We start from the raw sequence: 14,255 nt of genomic DNA, 5'->3' as shown, positions 1-14,255 counted from the left end.
TCCTAGATCGCGGGGGAGACCCCGCGAGAAGGCTTTATTACATCATGCCGCCCATGCCCATGGAAGGATCCATAGCGGGTGCTGCCGGCTTGGCTTCCTTCTTTTCGGTGATCACGCAGTCGGTGGTCAGGATCATGGAAGCGATGGAGGATGCGTTCTTGAGAGCGGTACGGGTGACCTTAGCCGGGTCGATAACGCCAGCCTTGATCAGGTCTTCGTAAGTATCGGTCTTGGCGTTGTAGCCGAAGCCGTCCTTACCTTCCTTAACCTTGTTCACAACGACGGAGCCTTCGCCACCAGCGTTTGCGACGATCTGACGGAGAGGTTCTTCGATAGCGCGCTTGATGATAGCGGCACCAGTCTTCTGGTCGTCGTTGGTGAGCTTGAGGGCTTCGACAGCCTTGGCTGCGCGGATGAGAGCAACGCCACCACCCGGAACGATACCTTCTTCGACGGCTGCGCGGGTAGCGTGCATAGCATCGTCAACGCGGTCCTTCTTTTCCTTCATTTCAACTTCGGTAGCAGCACCGACCTTGATCACTGCAACGCCGCCAGCGAGCTTTGCGAGACGTTCCTGGAGCTTTTCGCGGTCATAGTCGCTAGTGGTAGCTTCGATCTGCTTCTTGATCTGGGCGATACGGCCCTTGATGGAAGCGGCGTCGCCAGCACCTTCGACGATGGTAGTGTTGTCCTTGGTGATAACGATGGACTTTGCCTGACCGAGGACGGTAACCGGAGCGTCTTCCAGCTTAGCGCCGGTGTCTTCGGAAACCAGCATACCGCCGGTGAGGATAGCGATGTCTTCCAGCATTGCCTTACGACGGTCGCCGAAGCCCGGAGCCTTAACGGCTGCCACCTTCAGGGTGCCGCGCATCTTGTTCACAACGAGAGTTGCGAGAGCTTCGCCGTCAACATCTTCAGCAATGATGAGGAGAGGCTTGCCCTGCTTTGCGACGAATTCCAGCATGGGGAGGAGGTCCTTCATGGTGGAGATCTTCTTGTCGTAAAGGAGGATGTAAGGAGCTTCGAGGGCTGCTTCCATGCTGTCAGTGTTGGTGACGAAGTAGGGAGACAGGTAACCGCGATCGAACTGCATACCTTCGACGACGTCGAGGATGGTTTCTGCAGTCTTGGATTCTTCGATGGTGATAACGCCGTCGTTACCGACCTTTTCCATAGCGTTGGCCAGGAGGTCGCCGATTTCCGGATCGTTGTTAGCGGAAATGGTAGCAACCTGAGCGATGTGTTCCTTGCCGTTAATCTTCACAGCCATCTTGCCGATTTCTTCGATGACAGCGTCAACTGCAGCGTCCATACCGCGCTTGATGTCCATGGGGTTTGCGCCTGCGGCAACGTTCTTGAGGCCTTCGCGAGTGATTGCCTGAGCGAGAACGGTTGCGGTGGTGGTGCCGTCGCCAGCGGTGTCAGAAGTCTTGTTTGCTACTTCCTTGGCCATCTGTGCGCCCAGGTTTTCGTAAGCGTCTTCCAGTTCGATTTCCTTAGCGACGGAAACGCCGTCCTTGGTGACGTTGGGTGCGCCAAATGCCTTGGCGATCATGACGTTACGACCCTTGGGGCCGAGAGTAACCTTAACTGCGTTTGCCAGCTTATCGACGCCGTTCATGAGGGATTCACGGGCAGCCACATCAAACTTCAACTGTTTTGCCATTTTTCTTTTTCCTTATTTAAAAAGTGGTTAGTGGTTAGTGTTTAGTGGTTAGTGGGTGCGGGTCCTTCCTGCAAAAACTGATTACTGACCACTGTTTACTAATCACTCTTAAAGAGTAGCGAAGATGTCGGATTCCTTGATGATCAGGTAGTTTTCGCCTTCGACGGAGATTTCGGTGCCGCTGTACTTGCCGTAGATAACCACGTCGCCAACCTTGACTTCCATAGCAACGGTTTCGCCGTTTTCAGTCTTGCGGCCCGGGCCTACTGCCACGACCTTACCCTGCATGGGCTTTTCCTTGGCGTTATCCGGGATGAAGAGGCCGGAGGAGGTCTTCTGTTCGGCTTCAGCCGGCTTTACAACGATGCGATCTGCTAAAGGCTTGATCATTTTTCTGTCCTTTGTTGCGGGCTCCACGTTCGGGAAACCCTATTGTTTAAACTGTTGGCCTTGGGGACCTATTTTTGTTTCGTCCAAATTTAGCAATTTTTGTGCCAATGCCGTAAATGGGGGCTGCAGCCCTTATATATGGAGTAAACGTTCACTTTTGAAACAAAAGGCTGTTTAATTCTGAAACAAAAAAAGAGCCGGGGTACCGACTCCTTTTCGCCGCGATTCACGGCCTGCTTCGATTCACGGGTTGCCCGCGACTCTCGGCTTGTAATTACTTGATGGTGCTGGTCAGGCGGAATGCCAGGCCCACGTCGCTCACTTCGTCTTCGCTGTAGACGCTGAACTGGAGCTTGGACTTGCCGATGTTCTTCACGAGAGCCACGGTCCATGCCAGGTCATCCATCTTGTTGTCCTTGGCGAAGTGGATCTTTTCTTCGCGGTCCTTGATGTATTCCATTTCGAACATCAGGTTGCTGAGGATGCCGAAGGTGGGAATTTCAACGCCGGCGTAGAAGGGCTGGACGTAGTCACCCTGGGTGAAGTACTTGGATTCCGGAGCGATGTAGTTTTCGACGGCGGTATTGATGTCCTGGTCTTCGGTGTAGAGGCAGGCGTATTCACCGTAGAGGCGGAGGTTGGGTGCGAAGGTGTAGCTGGCGTATGCTGCAACACGGTGGGTGATGGCGGCGGTGTTCTGGACCACGTCGATGAGGTTAGAACGGTAAGCGACCTTCATTTCAAGGGGGAAGGTGAACTTCATGTCGTCTTCGACACGGATGTAGCCCTGGTTGGCGGTGCCGTTCTTGGTGGCGACCATGGCGTTCAACTGGTTCAGGCCGTGCTTCCAGCCCAGTTCAACAGCGTTGTGGCTGTAATCGCGCATCCAGAGGCCGCGCTTGGTCAGGTCCTTGTCGATATAGGTACCGAAGTTGGTGGACTGAGACCAGTCAGTCTTCCAGCGACCGATCTTCAGGTTGACGTTGTCGTTGGCGGTGGGAGCCCACTTGTAGTTTACCCAGTAGAGGTCTGCCAGGATCTTGTCGTAGTTGGAGGCCTTTTCGCCGTTGGAGAGCTTGTTGCCGAATTCCGGAGCGAAGATGCGGAGCATGATCAAACCGTCAAGGCTTTCGCTCTTGTACTGGCCGCCGATGTTGGCGCGGATCCAGCCGGAGCTGAAGTTGTTGTCTTCGTCGGCGATGGACTTGGTGACCTGGGTCTGGACGTTGCCCTTGAGGCTCATGTTGTCGGTGGCGTCGGCGGCGAATGCCGCGGTGCTTGCGGCAAGGCTCATGACGAGGGCTGCTGCGATCTTGTTGAACTTCATAAGAACTCCTATAATAAGGCGAAAATTTTCGATGGTAAAATTAGCTTTTACAATAACATTTGCAAGGGTTCAAGCCTAGTTCTTGCCTCAAGAATTAATTAAATTTGGGTCGCAAAATGGAATTGCATACATTTAAAGGGATGTGCTATGAATAGGAAGTTTTTTGCTCTTGCGATGTCCGTTCTGGTTGGCTTTGGTGCCGCTTTTGCCAGGGACCTTGTTCCCAACAAGACTCACGCTGTCTTGAACGTGACCTACACCAATTACGACGATGTTCCCCAGTCTCACAAGAAGCTGACTTTCGTCGGTCAGAACAATCCCAAGAACAAGCTTGTCATTACCACTGACCAGTATGGCGAAGCCAGCTTCCACATTCCCCGCGAAGAAACTTACACCATCCTTTGTGAAAGTTTGACCGGCCCCTTCGAATGCGGTAATACCCCTTATGTTTCCAAGACCGCAAGCTCCGGCGGCATCACCGTTACCTTCGACGATACCCGTGCCGAACTGACTGGCGTCACCTTCAAGGCAGGCAGTGCCGAACTGGTGCCCACATCTCTCAAGACTCTGGACGCAGCCATTGCAGGCCTGAAGCGCAACCCCAAGGCCCTCGTGGAAATCCAGGGCCATACCAGTTCCGAAGGCAGCGACGAACTGAACGATCGCCTGAGCCAGGAACGCGCCTACAGCGTCAAGGATTACATGGTGAGCAAGGGTATTTCCGAAGGTCGCCTCAAGGCTAACGGTTATGGTTCCAGCCAGCCCAAGGCCGACAACTCCACCGAAGCAGGTCGCAAGGCCAACCGCCGTATCGAACTGGTGGTTCTTTCGGAAGAATAATTTCCAAGAATTATTTTTGACTTCGGGTCAGAACGTCTAACTATTAAAAAAGGACTTCCTTATGGGAAGTCCTTCGTCTTTTTATAAGCTGTTTTATAGACTGCTTTTTAAACCAGGCTGATTCCGTCTTCGCTGATGTAAATCTTGCCATCGCGGAAGAGGGTGCCCAGAAGCTTCTTGAAAGTCTTCTTGGACATGCCGAATTCCTGGCGGATCACTTCGGGGTCGGTGTGGTCGCCGTAGGGGAGGCTGCCGCCCGCTTCTTCAAGCTTGCGGAGGATGGCTGCCGGGCTGTCGCTCTTCATAAGGCCCTTGTAGCCGATGGGGGAAAGGTTCAAGGTGATCTTTCCATCGGCGGTAAAGCGCTGGATAAAGCCGGGCATGGTGTCGCCGATGTAGATACGTTCCATGCCGGGAGTGAGCATGAGGCGGCCGGTGTAGCGGTAATCCACCAGGAAGTCTACGTGGTCCTTGGTGACTTCGTAGGCGGCCAGCTGGACGCGCTGACCCACATGAAGTTCGCTGGTGTCCGGATCCAGGAAGCTCTTGATTTTTTCGGTGGCCACGATTCGGTTACTCTTGTCGTCAACAAGAATGAACACCACGCAACGGTCGCCACGCTGCAGTTCGCCCAGCTGCTGCTTGAAGGGGAGGAACAGGTCCTTGTTCAGACCCCAGTCCAGGAAGGCGCCGAAACGGTTTACGTCCTTGACGTCAAGCACGGCGAATTCACCTACCTGGGCGTAGGGCTTTTCCAAAGTGGCGATGGGGCGGTCTTCACTGTCGGTGTACACGAACACGTCCAGGATTTCGCCTTCTTCAAGAGTGAATTTTTCGCGGTTGCCGGGGAGCAGCACGCGGTCGCCGCTTTCCAGTTCCAGGTAGTAGCCCTGGGGGGTAATTTCTTCTACGCGGGCACGGTTATATCTTCCGAGATCCATAAAAAAGCCTTTCCGTTCAGTTTTATTTGTTGCAACTGTGATATTTTACAGCCGACTTCTACAAAATATAGTATATTTGGCGCCCCCTTCCTAGATGAGGTGGGGGAGTGTTAGGTGGTAAAAACAAATGGAACTTAGAATAGCTCAAGAAAGAATGTCGGCGCAGAATCGTGTGCGCACCGCAAAGCCTGCGGTGGAAACCATCGGCCTGCAGACTTTTATCGAAGACGATTTTGTCTGCTCCGAAAAGCATCGCGCCTTTTTCAAGATGCATATTGGCAAGGCATTCTCTTTCAACGTGCAGTTCCAGAACTGGCTGAAGTCCAATGCAGGCCGCACCTACCAGGAAGCCATCTGCGCCTACGAACGCATCCTGAAAGAAAAGAAAGATCACAAGTCTCCTGTAGGAAACCTGCAGGAATACAACGCCTACATCCGCGACTTCTTTGCCGACAACAAGGGCCGTTCCCTGGAAGATGCCGTCTGTTGCTGGAAATACAAGAAGTCTTTAATCGGACATAACCGTTACGAAAAGACGGACCTGGTGGCGCTAAAAAAGTAAATCCGACGGATATACCCAACTTGGAAAACTTTGTCTTCGTCTCTTTGAATTTTTCACTAAAGACTTCTCCCAAGAGCATCATGCGTTTAATTCATAAATCATGACTCTCCAATCATAGGAAATTGCATTCTTCAGATAATTCAGGTAAACAAAATTTTTCTACAAAAACTGAGTCATTAGGAATTTTCCTGCGTGTTAATAGTATGCAGAACTTTTAACGTGGAGGAAAAATGGACTGCAAAAAGAAGAAATACAAGCCTCTAGAAGAACTCACCATTCGCGACAATTTCATGTTTGTGAAAGTTTTCAGCGACGAGGCGATTGCAAAGCCTTTCCTAAAGGCTCTTCTGAAAATTGAGATCGAACGCGTAAGTGTCGTCGGCGAGGCCCACCAGCAGGCCGACCCGAACAAGAAATACATCCGCTTCGACGTTTTGGTCAAGGAGGAGTGCAATGGAATTGGTCGCACTTTCGATCTGGAGATGCAGATGGTCGATACCAAGGAATTGCCGTTGAGAGCTCGATACTACCAGGGAATTAGCGATACTGAAACCATGGGAAACACTCACAAGTACAAGGAACTCAAGGAACAATACATTATTTTTCTGTGCCCTACGGACATCTTCGGACAGGAACGTCCCATCTACGAATTCGAAAATCGTGAGAAGAACGATCCTAGCTTGACTTTGGGCGATCTCACCTACAAATATTTTTGTAATTTTAGCAGGTACGGCGCTGTAACCGATGAATCCGTTCGCGACTACCTCAAGTATTTCGCAACCGACGAAGCCTCATCTGCAGCAACGAAAGCCATCAGCGACAAGGTGGATTTCTACCACAAGGACCCTAAGACAAGGAGCGACTACATGACGTTTAAAGACATGCTTGAAGACGAACGTGAAGAGGGTCGTGAAGAGGGTCGTGAAGAGGGCCGTGCCGAGGCCTGCAAGGAACTTGCCAAGGGCTTTCGTGATGCGGGAATTTCATTAGAAGTTATTGCCAAACAAACAGGCCTTACCCCCGAAGAGATAAAAGCCCTGTAATATAAATTCTTAAAAAGCGTAAAAGGTCGCACCAATAATGGCGCGACCCTTTGTTTTAAATTATTTTAAGAAAAATTTTCGCTTTACCCATCTAAACTCTCTTTAAAATCAAGAGGAATGGTTTCTGAAAATTAGAATCCCTTGATTACCAGAAGGCTTCCGATGCCGATGGCGAGCCACAGGATCACGCCCTGGATAAAGGGCTTGGGACCGCACTTCTGGAGAGCAGCCTTGGAGAGGCCTGTACCAATAAGGAACAAAGTAACGGCAAAGCCACGCTTGGCGATGGCGACGATGGTGGTGCCGACTGCTGCAGGAACGCCGATGGCCGGGAACAGGTAGGTGTTAATGACCATGGCGATGGCGAACAGGAAGATGAACCAGGGGACCACATTCAGCTTGCCCTTGCCGGCGTTCTTGCGGAAGAACAGCATGGTAACAAGAGCCAGGGGCAAAATCCAGAGAGCGCGGGTGCACTTGACCATGGCGGCCACCTGCAGGGATTCGTCGCTGTAGGCTGCTGCTGCACCCACCACGGAACTGGTGTCATGGATAGCGATGGCAGCCCATTCGCCGAACTGCTGGTTATCGAGACCGAAGAAGTGGCCCAGGGGAGGGAAGATGAGGAGAGCCAAGGCGTTCAGCACGAAGATGGTGCCCAGGGACATGCTCATCTGCTTGTCGTCGGCGTCTACAACGGGAGCGACTGCCGCGATGGCGGAACCACCGCAAATAGCGGTACCGCTGCTGACCAGGTAAGAAGTCTTGGAATCCACCTTGATGATCTTGCCTACGACAAAACCCAGAACCATGACGGTAGCCACAGAGATGATGGTGAACATCATGCCGTCCTTACCGCTGGCGAGAGCCGCCTGCAGGTTCATGCCGAAGCCCAGGCCAACCACGCAACCCTGAAGCAGATACTTCTGGGTCTTCTTGGCGAACTTGGGGAAGGCTGGACCGCCAAAAACAAAGGCGTAGACGATACCTGCCATGAGGGCCATCCAGGATGCTACGCGGGGGCAGCAGGCTGCAAGAATTAATGCGACAAAGGCGATTTTTGCGATTTTTTCTTTCATGTTTTCCTCTTGATGGATTCGTTAATCCGTAGGGAGTACTCTGTTTTTTCTAATAAAAGCCAGTGTTTCTTTTTCGCCCTTTTCCGCAAGCATGGTCAAGAGGTACAGAAGTTTCTTGTAGGTGTTCTCTTCCATCTTTTCGCGGGCAGTACTCTTGGTCAAGTACATCAGGGGTGCGGTGCGGTCGTAATCCTTGCCGCCGTAGGTCTTGGAGGCGGCCACGCGGTCGCAGAACATTTCCTTGATGTAACGGTCGGGCATCGGCATGGGCACGATTTTCTTCGTTGCCATTTCGTAGTCGTACCAGAATTCAAAATGATGCTTGTTTCTGCCCTTGTGATGCATCCAGGCCAGGCTGTAACCTGTATCCCGACGCTCTCCATTGTTAGGCGATTCCTTTCCGGTATAATATTTGCAACCGGGAATGAATTCCGTGGGGCTGTACTTGGAAAGATCGTGGAAAAGCCCCTGGAAACCGATACCCGCCTTGAAGCAGAGGCGAATCACTTCGTTCCTGTGCCTTGTGATGGTAATGAAATGTCGGATAGGGTGAAACATGAACGCAAATTTAGAAAAGAGAGGGGAATTAGTGAATAGTGGACTGTGAATGGTGAAGAGTGTGGCGTCATTCTGAGCGGAGTGCGAAGCACGGAGTCGAAGAATCCAGGGACTTAGATATGAATTATGAGATATGAACTACGAATTATAAAGTTAGGCGCCTCCGGCGCGATTATGATGACTCATATCTGGTATCTGATAACTCGTATCTGCTTTCTAGCCATGAACACATGGGTATGTATCAGTGCAATAGCACATCAAAAGGGGGAAACACCGGGTATGTTTCAAAGCAATAGTCAAAACGTTCTTCTCTCGCTGGTCTACAATCCGAGCATGGGGTCGAGATAACGGGCGCCGAAGTAGTCCATAGATCCAATCATAGGAGATTTCAGGGACTTGGAACGGTCCTCGATGAGATTTCCCTCGGAATCGTAGACAAAGTTGTTTAAGGGTGTGATGAAATCCTTAATCTTTGTTAACGTTGTGACGAGGGTGAAACCATGCCCGATTGTGGCAAGGACTAAAATATAATCCGACATTCAAAACAAGGAGCCAGACGGGAAATCCCGCTGGCTCTTTTCTCAAAACTTTTATATTTGTCTTGTGACTTGTAAGAATTCCATCGATTTCATTGGTGATATCCACGGGCATTGTGAGTGTCTGAAGGCCTTGCTGAAAAAGCTGGGCTATGTGGAGTCTGCGGGTGCGTTCCGTTACCCGGGCAATGAACGTATGGTGGTGTTCCTTGGGGATTATGTGGATCGCGGCCCAAATGTGCGTTCCACGCTGAATTTGGTGCGGGCCATGCGGGATGCGGGTTCTGCCATTGCCCTTATGGGGAACCATGAATTCAACATGCTCAGTTTTTGGCAGAAGAACGAAGGGCCCCGCTACCTGAAAAAGGTGGGGCAGAATTATCTTCGTGAGCATACCTTCAACAAGGTGGCGGTTCATTCCAGGACGGTGACGGATTTTGTGGGGCGCAAGGATGAATTCAAGGAGATGAAGGAATTCGCCAAGACCTTGCCCTTCTACCTGGAAACGGAAAGTTTCAGGGCTCAGCACGCCAGTTTTCATCCGCGGGCTGTTGAGCTGCTGAAGGCTGCGGGCATCCATTGCTTTGCCGACGGAAATTTTGACGAATTGATTTTCCGTGCCAATGATGAAGACAATGAATATGGGGATTCCCTTTTCTGGCCTATCGATATGCTGTTGAAGGGACCGGAAATGGAACTGCCTAATCGTCAGTTCTTCTTTGATGGTGAAAATGTTAAGCGTTACAGGACCCGCTTGCGTTGGTGGGTGGACCCTGCTAAGGCCTCTTTGCAGGAATTGAGTTTACAGCCGGGTGTGACCATGCCCGAGGGTTGTGACGTAAAACCGGAAATTCGTTCTCGCGGCTTTTATGGGGAGGACGAACGCCCTGTATTCTTTGGACATTATTGGCTGACGGGTGAACCCCGCCTGATTCGTCACAACGTTTGCTGCCTGGACTTTAGTATCGCAGGGCACCTTGGAAATGGTCGGCTGGCCTGCTACCGCTTCGACGGGGAACAAAAGCTGGACGAATCTAAATTCGTGTGGGTCGGACGATGACCCGCATCTCCGCCGCTTTAAGGAAATTTGCCTCCCTGAAGGTAACCTGCGTTTTGCTGGTGGCTTTTTTGTTGCTGACTTTCTGGGGGACTTTAGGGCAGGCTGCTGCTGGGAACGAGGGGGCCGCTTTGGCGGCGGATCGTTTTTTCGGTAGTTATTTTTTATGGGCGTTAGGCGTAGTACCGCTACCTGCTTTTAAAACGTTAGCGGTTGTGGGGGCCTTACATCTTGTTGCCTCCATGATGTACCGCATGCCGCGGATTTTCTCTCGGGTGGACTCGGGCAGGCTTGTTCCCTCAGGTTGGCGTAACCTAGGGCTTTATGGGATGCACATTGCCCTGCTGGTTCTTTTGGTGGGTAGCCTTGTGGGTTCTGAGTTCCGCCAGGAATACAATGGTTTTCGCGCTGCTGAATCCTCAAAGCCCATTACATTCTACACTGTTGACGATAGCCTGAATACAAGTGCGGTGGAGGTAGGGGAGGGCTATCCCTATTTTACGTTCTACAAGGGCCAGGTGGATATGTTCGGCATGAAGGTGGATCTTTATACCGCTACCTATGATCCCTTCAAATTTGTGCCGTACGCCTTCATGGCCTTGTTTTTGTTAAGTGCCATTTTCCATTATGCTGTAAAGGTCTGCCGTAGTCATGGGAACCGCGCAGGGCCTGGAATGAATGTGGTAAAGGTTTTACCGGCACTTTTAATCGTCATGGCAGGCATGATTTGTACGCCTAGAGCAAATGCGACTGAAATTGTCTTTATCCCTGATAGTGTAACCGCTGGAGTTCTCGATGCACCCGAAGATCCTGTGCTTGTAAATGGTGTTTTGCGTCCCTATGATTCTTTTGCTCGTGGGGTGTTGAATGAATTTAGTGGTCGCGTGACTCATAAAGGCCGCATTGCAGATGGCTCTGCTTGTAAGATCCTGTATTTTATTCAAATTTCAGATTTTGAGAAGTTTGTTTTAGAAGAAAAAATCTTTAAGGTTCTCCGTAGCGATGTGCTGCAGGCTCTTCACTTGCCAGAAAACAAACGTTATGTCAGCTACAATGATTTAAATGCCTCCCGCTCTCAACTGGAAATTTACGCTAGCCGTAAGGACGGTCATCCCGCCACACAGGAAATGCAACGTCTCCTTGCCAATCTTCAACTTTTTGAAGCTATACAACGTGGTGACTTTAAGGTAGCTGAGACAACTCCGGAACAGACAAAAAAATTTAAGGCAGAAGTTTTCTATAACCACGTCAATTTCGCCCTCATCGCCTTTATCTTGGCTTTCTTGGGCTGCGTACTAGCCTCCGTCAATTCCATTTTCAAAAAACGTGCGCTTGATGTGGCGGCGAACTCCATGGCTGCCGCGACGGCTGCCACCTTGGCTGCTGCCTTCGCCCTGCGTCTTTATATTACGGGCCGTTCGCCTCTTTCTAGTTTGTATGAAATCGTGCTGTTGGTGGCCTTGCTTTTGGAAGCCTTTGAATTTGGTGCGTTCATTTTTTGCAAAAAGCGAACGTTCTCCCTAATTATTCCCGTGACCTTGATGGCTGCGGTTCTGCTGTTCTTCGCTAAGTTTATCTTGGAACCGGGCGATTTGTTCCAGCCCATTCCTGCTGTTTTGAATTCCGGTGTGTTCCTAACCCTTCACGTTTTTACCATTGCATTAGGCTTTGCGGGAATGATTCTTTCTGGCGTTGTAGCCCATGTGGCGCTGTTCCGCCAGACTCGATATCCTGAGGCTACAGAAAAAATCCAGAACATTTCCAAACTGCTTTTCGGTACCTTGGTTTTCGGTGCAGGATTCTCCATTTTGGGAACCTTGCTTGGTGGCGTGTGGGCGGATTATGCCTGGGGGCGTTTTTGGGGGTTTGACCCTAAGGAATGCGGAGCCCTTTTTGTTTGCCTGTGGGCCATGCTGACCTTGCATCTTCGTGGCGGTCGCCTTGTTAGCGAACGGACCTTCGCTCTGTTGAATAGCTTTAATGTGATTATCACATTCCTTTGCTGGTTTGGCATTAACTTGCTGGGTGTTGGGCTTCATAGTTATGGCTTCCAAAGCGGAACCGTCATATGGCTTTTGATCTTTATTCTAGCTAATCTTGGTGTGATTTTTTATTTGAATAGTCATAACCGGGGAACTTTAAAATTATGATTTATGAATTACGAATTACGAAATGGAAAATCTCGGCGTAGCCGACTAATTTACTCTCGTACATCATAATCCGTACTTCGTAATTTTCTAAATTGTATTCCATGCTACAATGGGATACTTTGCTTTCTGCTACGCGTTATGGGCACCCTGCTGATCAGGACCCGAACCGTTCTGATTTTCACCGCGATTATGACCGCATTGTTTTTTCTACGGCATTTAGGCGGTTGGGCCGCAAGACCCAGGTGCATCCTTTTTCTGTAAATGACCATGTTCACAGCCGACTGACCCACAGTATCGAAGTCAGTAGCGTTGGCCGTAGCCTGGCCATTACAGTTTATCACCTGATCAAGAAGTACCTGCCCAAGTACATTAACGAATACCAGTTCGGTACCATTGTACAGTCAGCTTGTCTTGCCCACGATATTGGCAACCCTCCCTTTGGTCACGCCGGTGAAGCCGCCATTCGCGAATGGTTCCGCAAGAACCGCCATTCCCCGGCCATGCAGGATTTGAAACCCGACGAAATCGCCGACTTCGAAAACTTCGACGGTAATGCCCAGGGCCACCGCATTTTGAGCAAGCTGGAATACCACTTCCTTGATGGTGGTATGCGCCTGACTTATGCGACTATTGGAGCCATGATCAAGTATCCCCAGTTGGCCAAGTTTGGAACTCCCACCAGCCTTTTCTCTACCGAGGCGGATCTTTACCGCATGACGGCCTACACCTTGGGCCTCCCGGAACTGGAAACGGGCAAGTGGGTCCGTCATCCGCTGGTTTACCTGATGGAAGCGGCCGACGATATCTGCTACAGTATTTTGGACGTGGAAGACGCCATTGAACTTGGCATTTTGACTTTCGGTGACGTCAGGGGAATGTTCAGCTACCTGTGTGGACCGGACGTAGATATTGACCGCGAATATCAGGAAAACGGCCAGAACTTCCGTGACTTCCTCAGCAGTATCCGCGGCCTGGCCATCCAGAATCTGATTGATGATGTGGCTGTGACTTTCGTAAAGCATTACGAAGAAATCATGAATGGCGAACCGGTAAAACATCTGACGGACCTGTCTAAGTCCGAGGTGATGGACGGCATCAAGATTGCCAAGCGCCTGGGCGTAGAACGAATTTATCCCGACCGCCGCAAGACGGAACTGGAAGTGGGTAGTTATACCACCCTGAGTACCGTATTGGACGCCTTCATCAATGGTGTTTATGACTTCCGCAAGAACGGTAAGAATTCCTACCGCGCAGACCGAATTGTACGTCTGATCGGCCAGGCGAAAATCGGCCAGAGCGTAACGGCCGCCGAAGCCTACCACCAGGTGCTGGATTTTGTCAGCGGAATGACCGATAATTATGCAACCTACTTGGCACGCCAGATTGGCGGCTTGGCCATGGGTTACTAAGAGTGTGTTATGATTTGGCTATTTGACTATGACCTTACCATTTATGGTGCCGATGAACATAATGTCATCGATTCCCTGGACCATCGCATTTCGTTGATGGTGCAGAAGGCAACCGGTACTGATTTTGAAACGGCTCACCAGATCCGTAAGGATTACCTGAAGCGTTTTGGTACCACATTGGCGGGCCTCCAGGCTATGCACGGTGTGGATCCGGAAACCTTTTTCGATTTCATTCATGAACCGGAATATCTGACTTACCCCAAGCATTCTCCGGCAAAGGCGAACCTGATTATGGGGCTTGCCGGACACCGTTTCGTGTTTACCAATGGCCGCAGGGACTGGAGCGAAGCGGGCATGGAACATATGGGTGTGCGTCAGTGCTTCGAGGATGTTTTCGACCTGAAGCAGATGGACTGGATTGGAAAGCCCCACGACAGCGCCTACGAAAAGGCGGAACGCTGGTTGGCCAAGAAGGTCCCCGAGATGTTCTTTGCCAACGGCACTCCGGCGGATCCTTCCCAGATTGTACTGCTGGACGATTCTGTCCGCAATCTGGAACCTGCCCATCGTCGCGGCTGGACCACCATTCTGGTGAACCCAGTTCCCGACGTGCCTAGCTGGGTGAACTTCTATATTCCCTCCCTTTTGCATTTGACAAGTATCTTGCCGGAATTGGCAAAGAGAATGAAGTAAT

General features: G+C 50.9%; 14 protein-coding genes. 7 read left to right on the top strand and 7 right to left on the bottom strand.

The window, feature by feature from the left end; translation table 11 throughout:
- Nucleotides 1-37: 37 nt before the first annotated feature.
- The 3 genes from groL to BUB94_RS02785 form a co-directional block, all read right to left on the bottom strand.
- Nucleotides 38-1,669 carry a chaperonin GroEL gene (gene groL / locus BUB94_RS02795; RefSeq protein WP_073234038.1) on the bottom strand — a complete coding sequence of 544 codons (1,632 nt, stop codon included), beginning with the start codon at nt 1,667-1,669 and terminating at the stop codon, nt 38-40.
- Between the two features lie 108 nt (nt 1,670-1,777).
- On the bottom strand, nt 1,778-2,059 hold the full coding sequence (gene groES / locus BUB94_RS02790; protein ID WP_073156194.1) for a co-chaperone GroES: 282 nt from the start codon (nt 2,057-2,059) through the stop codon (nt 1,778-1,780).
- A 274-nt stretch (nt 2,060-2,333) separates the two neighbouring features.
- Nucleotides 2,334-3,386, bottom strand: a complete 1,053-nt coding sequence (locus tag BUB94_RS02785) for a hypothetical protein (protein WP_073156196.1) — start codon at nt 3,384-3,386, stop codon at nt 2,334-2,336.
- 147 nt (nt 3,387-3,533) lie between these two features.
- Here BUB94_RS02785 and BUB94_RS02780 point away from each other — a divergent pair, with 147 nt between their 5' ends.
- Nucleotides 3,534-4,226: an OmpA family protein gene (locus tag BUB94_RS02780; RefSeq protein ID WP_073234036.1), complete on the top strand. Its 693-nt coding sequence runs from the start codon at nt 3,534-3,536 to the stop codon at nt 4,224-4,226.
- Nucleotides 4,227-4,333: 107 nt separating this feature from the next.
- Here BUB94_RS02780 and BUB94_RS02775 read toward each other — a convergent pair whose 3' ends face one another.
- Nucleotides 4,334-5,167 (bottom strand): CvfB family protein, encoded by an 834-nt coding sequence (locus tag BUB94_RS02775; protein ID WP_073156200.1) that lies wholly within the window; start codon nt 5,165-5,167, stop codon nt 4,334-4,336.
- Between the two features lie 127 nt (nt 5,168-5,294).
- Between BUB94_RS02775 and BUB94_RS02770 the strand changes: the two genes are divergently transcribed.
- Together BUB94_RS02770 and BUB94_RS02765 are read left to right on the top strand one after the other, a co-directional pair.
- Nucleotides 5,295-5,729, top strand: a complete 435-nt coding sequence (locus BUB94_RS02770) for a DUF6434 domain-containing protein (RefSeq protein ID WP_175547626.1) — start codon at nt 5,295-5,297, stop codon at nt 5,727-5,729.
- Between the two features lie 230 nt (nt 5,730-5,959).
- Nucleotides 5,960-6,772 (top strand): Rpn family recombination-promoting nuclease/putative transposase, encoded by an 813-nt coding sequence (locus tag BUB94_RS02765; RefSeq protein WP_073156202.1) that lies wholly within the window; start codon nt 5,960-5,962, stop codon nt 6,770-6,772.
- Nucleotides 6,773-6,903: 131 nt separating this feature from the next.
- Here BUB94_RS02765 and BUB94_RS02760 read toward each other — a convergent pair whose 3' ends face one another.
- The 3 genes from BUB94_RS02760 to BUB94_RS02750 form a co-directional block, all read right to left on the bottom strand.
- On the bottom strand, nt 6,904-7,851 hold the full coding sequence (locus tag BUB94_RS02760; RefSeq protein WP_073234034.1) for a YeiH family protein: 948 nt from the start codon (nt 7,849-7,851) through the stop codon (nt 6,904-6,906).
- A gap of 21 nt (nt 7,852-7,872) precedes the next feature.
- Nucleotides 7,873-8,409 carry a DUF5662 family protein gene (locus tag BUB94_RS02755; protein ID WP_073156207.1) on the bottom strand — a complete coding sequence of 179 codons (537 nt, stop codon included), beginning with the start codon at nt 8,407-8,409 and terminating at the stop codon, nt 7,873-7,875.
- 320 nt (nt 8,410-8,729) lie between these two features.
- On the bottom strand, nt 8,730-8,948 hold the full coding sequence (locus BUB94_RS02750; RefSeq protein ID WP_073234032.1) for a hypothetical protein: 219 nt from the start codon (nt 8,946-8,948) through the stop codon (nt 8,730-8,732).
- 64 nt (nt 8,949-9,012) lie between these two features.
- Between BUB94_RS02750 and BUB94_RS02745 the strand changes: the two genes are divergently transcribed.
- The 4 genes from BUB94_RS02745 (at nt 9,013) to BUB94_RS02730 (ending at nt 14,254) form a co-directional block, all read left to right on the top strand.
- Entirely contained in the window at nt 9,013-10,005 is a 993-nt protein-coding gene (locus BUB94_RS02745) for a metallophosphoesterase (protein ID WP_254793648.1), read from the top strand.
- Nucleotides 10,002-12,152 carry a cytochrome c biogenesis protein gene (locus BUB94_RS02740; protein WP_083538054.1) on the top strand — a complete coding sequence of 717 codons (2,151 nt, stop codon included), beginning with the start codon at nt 10,002-10,004 and terminating at the stop codon, nt 12,150-12,152. Before BUB94_RS02745 ends, BUB94_RS02740 begins: the two co-directional genes overlap by 4 nt.
- A 101-nt stretch (nt 12,153-12,253) precedes the next feature.
- Nucleotides 12,254-13,561 carry a deoxyguanosinetriphosphate triphosphohydrolase gene (locus tag BUB94_RS02735; protein ID WP_073156215.1) on the top strand — a complete coding sequence of 436 codons (1,308 nt, stop codon included), beginning with the start codon at nt 12,254-12,256 and terminating at the stop codon, nt 13,559-13,561.
- Between the two features lie 9 nt (nt 13,562-13,570).
- A complete protein-coding gene (locus tag BUB94_RS02730; RefSeq protein WP_073234026.1) occupies nt 13,571-14,254 on the top strand; it encodes an HAD family hydrolase in 684 nt (227 codons plus the stop codon).
- Nucleotide 14,255: the final 1 nt, after the last annotated feature.

This window comes from Fibrobacter sp. UWH9 (assembly GCF_900129715.1).
Lineage (GTDB): Bacteria > Fibrobacterota > Fibrobacteria > Fibrobacterales > Fibrobacteraceae > Fibrobacter.
The sequence above is the reverse complement of the archived record's forward strand: the minus strand, read 5'-3'. Positions and strand labels throughout refer to the sequence as shown.

Coding starts and splice junctions, on each gene's coding strand:
- groL (WP_073234038.1), bottom strand. CDS start 1,669: ATGGCAAAACAGTTGAAGTTTGATGTGGCTGCCCGTGAATCCCTCATG.
- groES (WP_073156194.1), bottom strand. CDS start 2,059: ATGATCAAGCCTTTAGCAGATCGCATCGTTGTAAAGCCGGCTGAAGCC.
- BUB94_RS02785 (WP_073156196.1), bottom strand. CDS start 3,386: ATGAAGTTCAACAAGATCGCAGCAGCCCTCGTCATGAGCCTTGCCGCA.
- BUB94_RS02780 (WP_073234036.1), top strand. CDS start 3,534: ATGAATAGGAAGTTTTTTGCTCTTGCGATGTCCGTTCTGGTTGGCTTT.
- BUB94_RS02775 (WP_073156200.1), bottom strand. CDS start 5,167: ATGGATCTCGGAAGATATAACCGTGCCCGCGTAGAAGAAATTACCCCC.
- BUB94_RS02770 (WP_175547626.1), top strand. CDS start 5,295: ATGGAACTTAGAATAGCTCAAGAAAGAATGTCGGCGCAGAATCGTGTG.
- BUB94_RS02765 (WP_073156202.1), top strand. CDS start 5,960: ATGGACTGCAAAAAGAAGAAATACAAGCCTCTAGAAGAACTCACCATT.
- BUB94_RS02760 (WP_073234034.1), bottom strand. CDS start 7,851: ATGAAAGAAAAAATCGCAAAAATCGCCTTTGTCGCATTAATTCTTGCA.
- BUB94_RS02755 (WP_073156207.1), bottom strand. CDS start 8,409: ATGTTTCACCCTATCCGACATTTCATTACCATCACAAGGCACAGGAAC.
- BUB94_RS02750 (WP_073234032.1), bottom strand. CDS start 8,948: ATGTCGGATTATATTTTAGTCCTTGCCACAATCGGGCATGGTTTCACC.
- BUB94_RS02740 (WP_083538054.1), top strand. CDS start 10,002: ATGACCCGCATCTCCGCCGCTTTAAGGAAATTTGCCTCCCTGAAGGTA.
- BUB94_RS02735 (WP_073156215.1), top strand. CDS start 12,254: ATGCTACAATGGGATACTTTGCTTTCTGCTACGCGTTATGGGCACCCT.
- BUB94_RS02730 (WP_073234026.1), top strand. CDS start 13,571: ATGATTTGGCTATTTGACTATGACCTTACCATTTATGGTGCCGATGAA.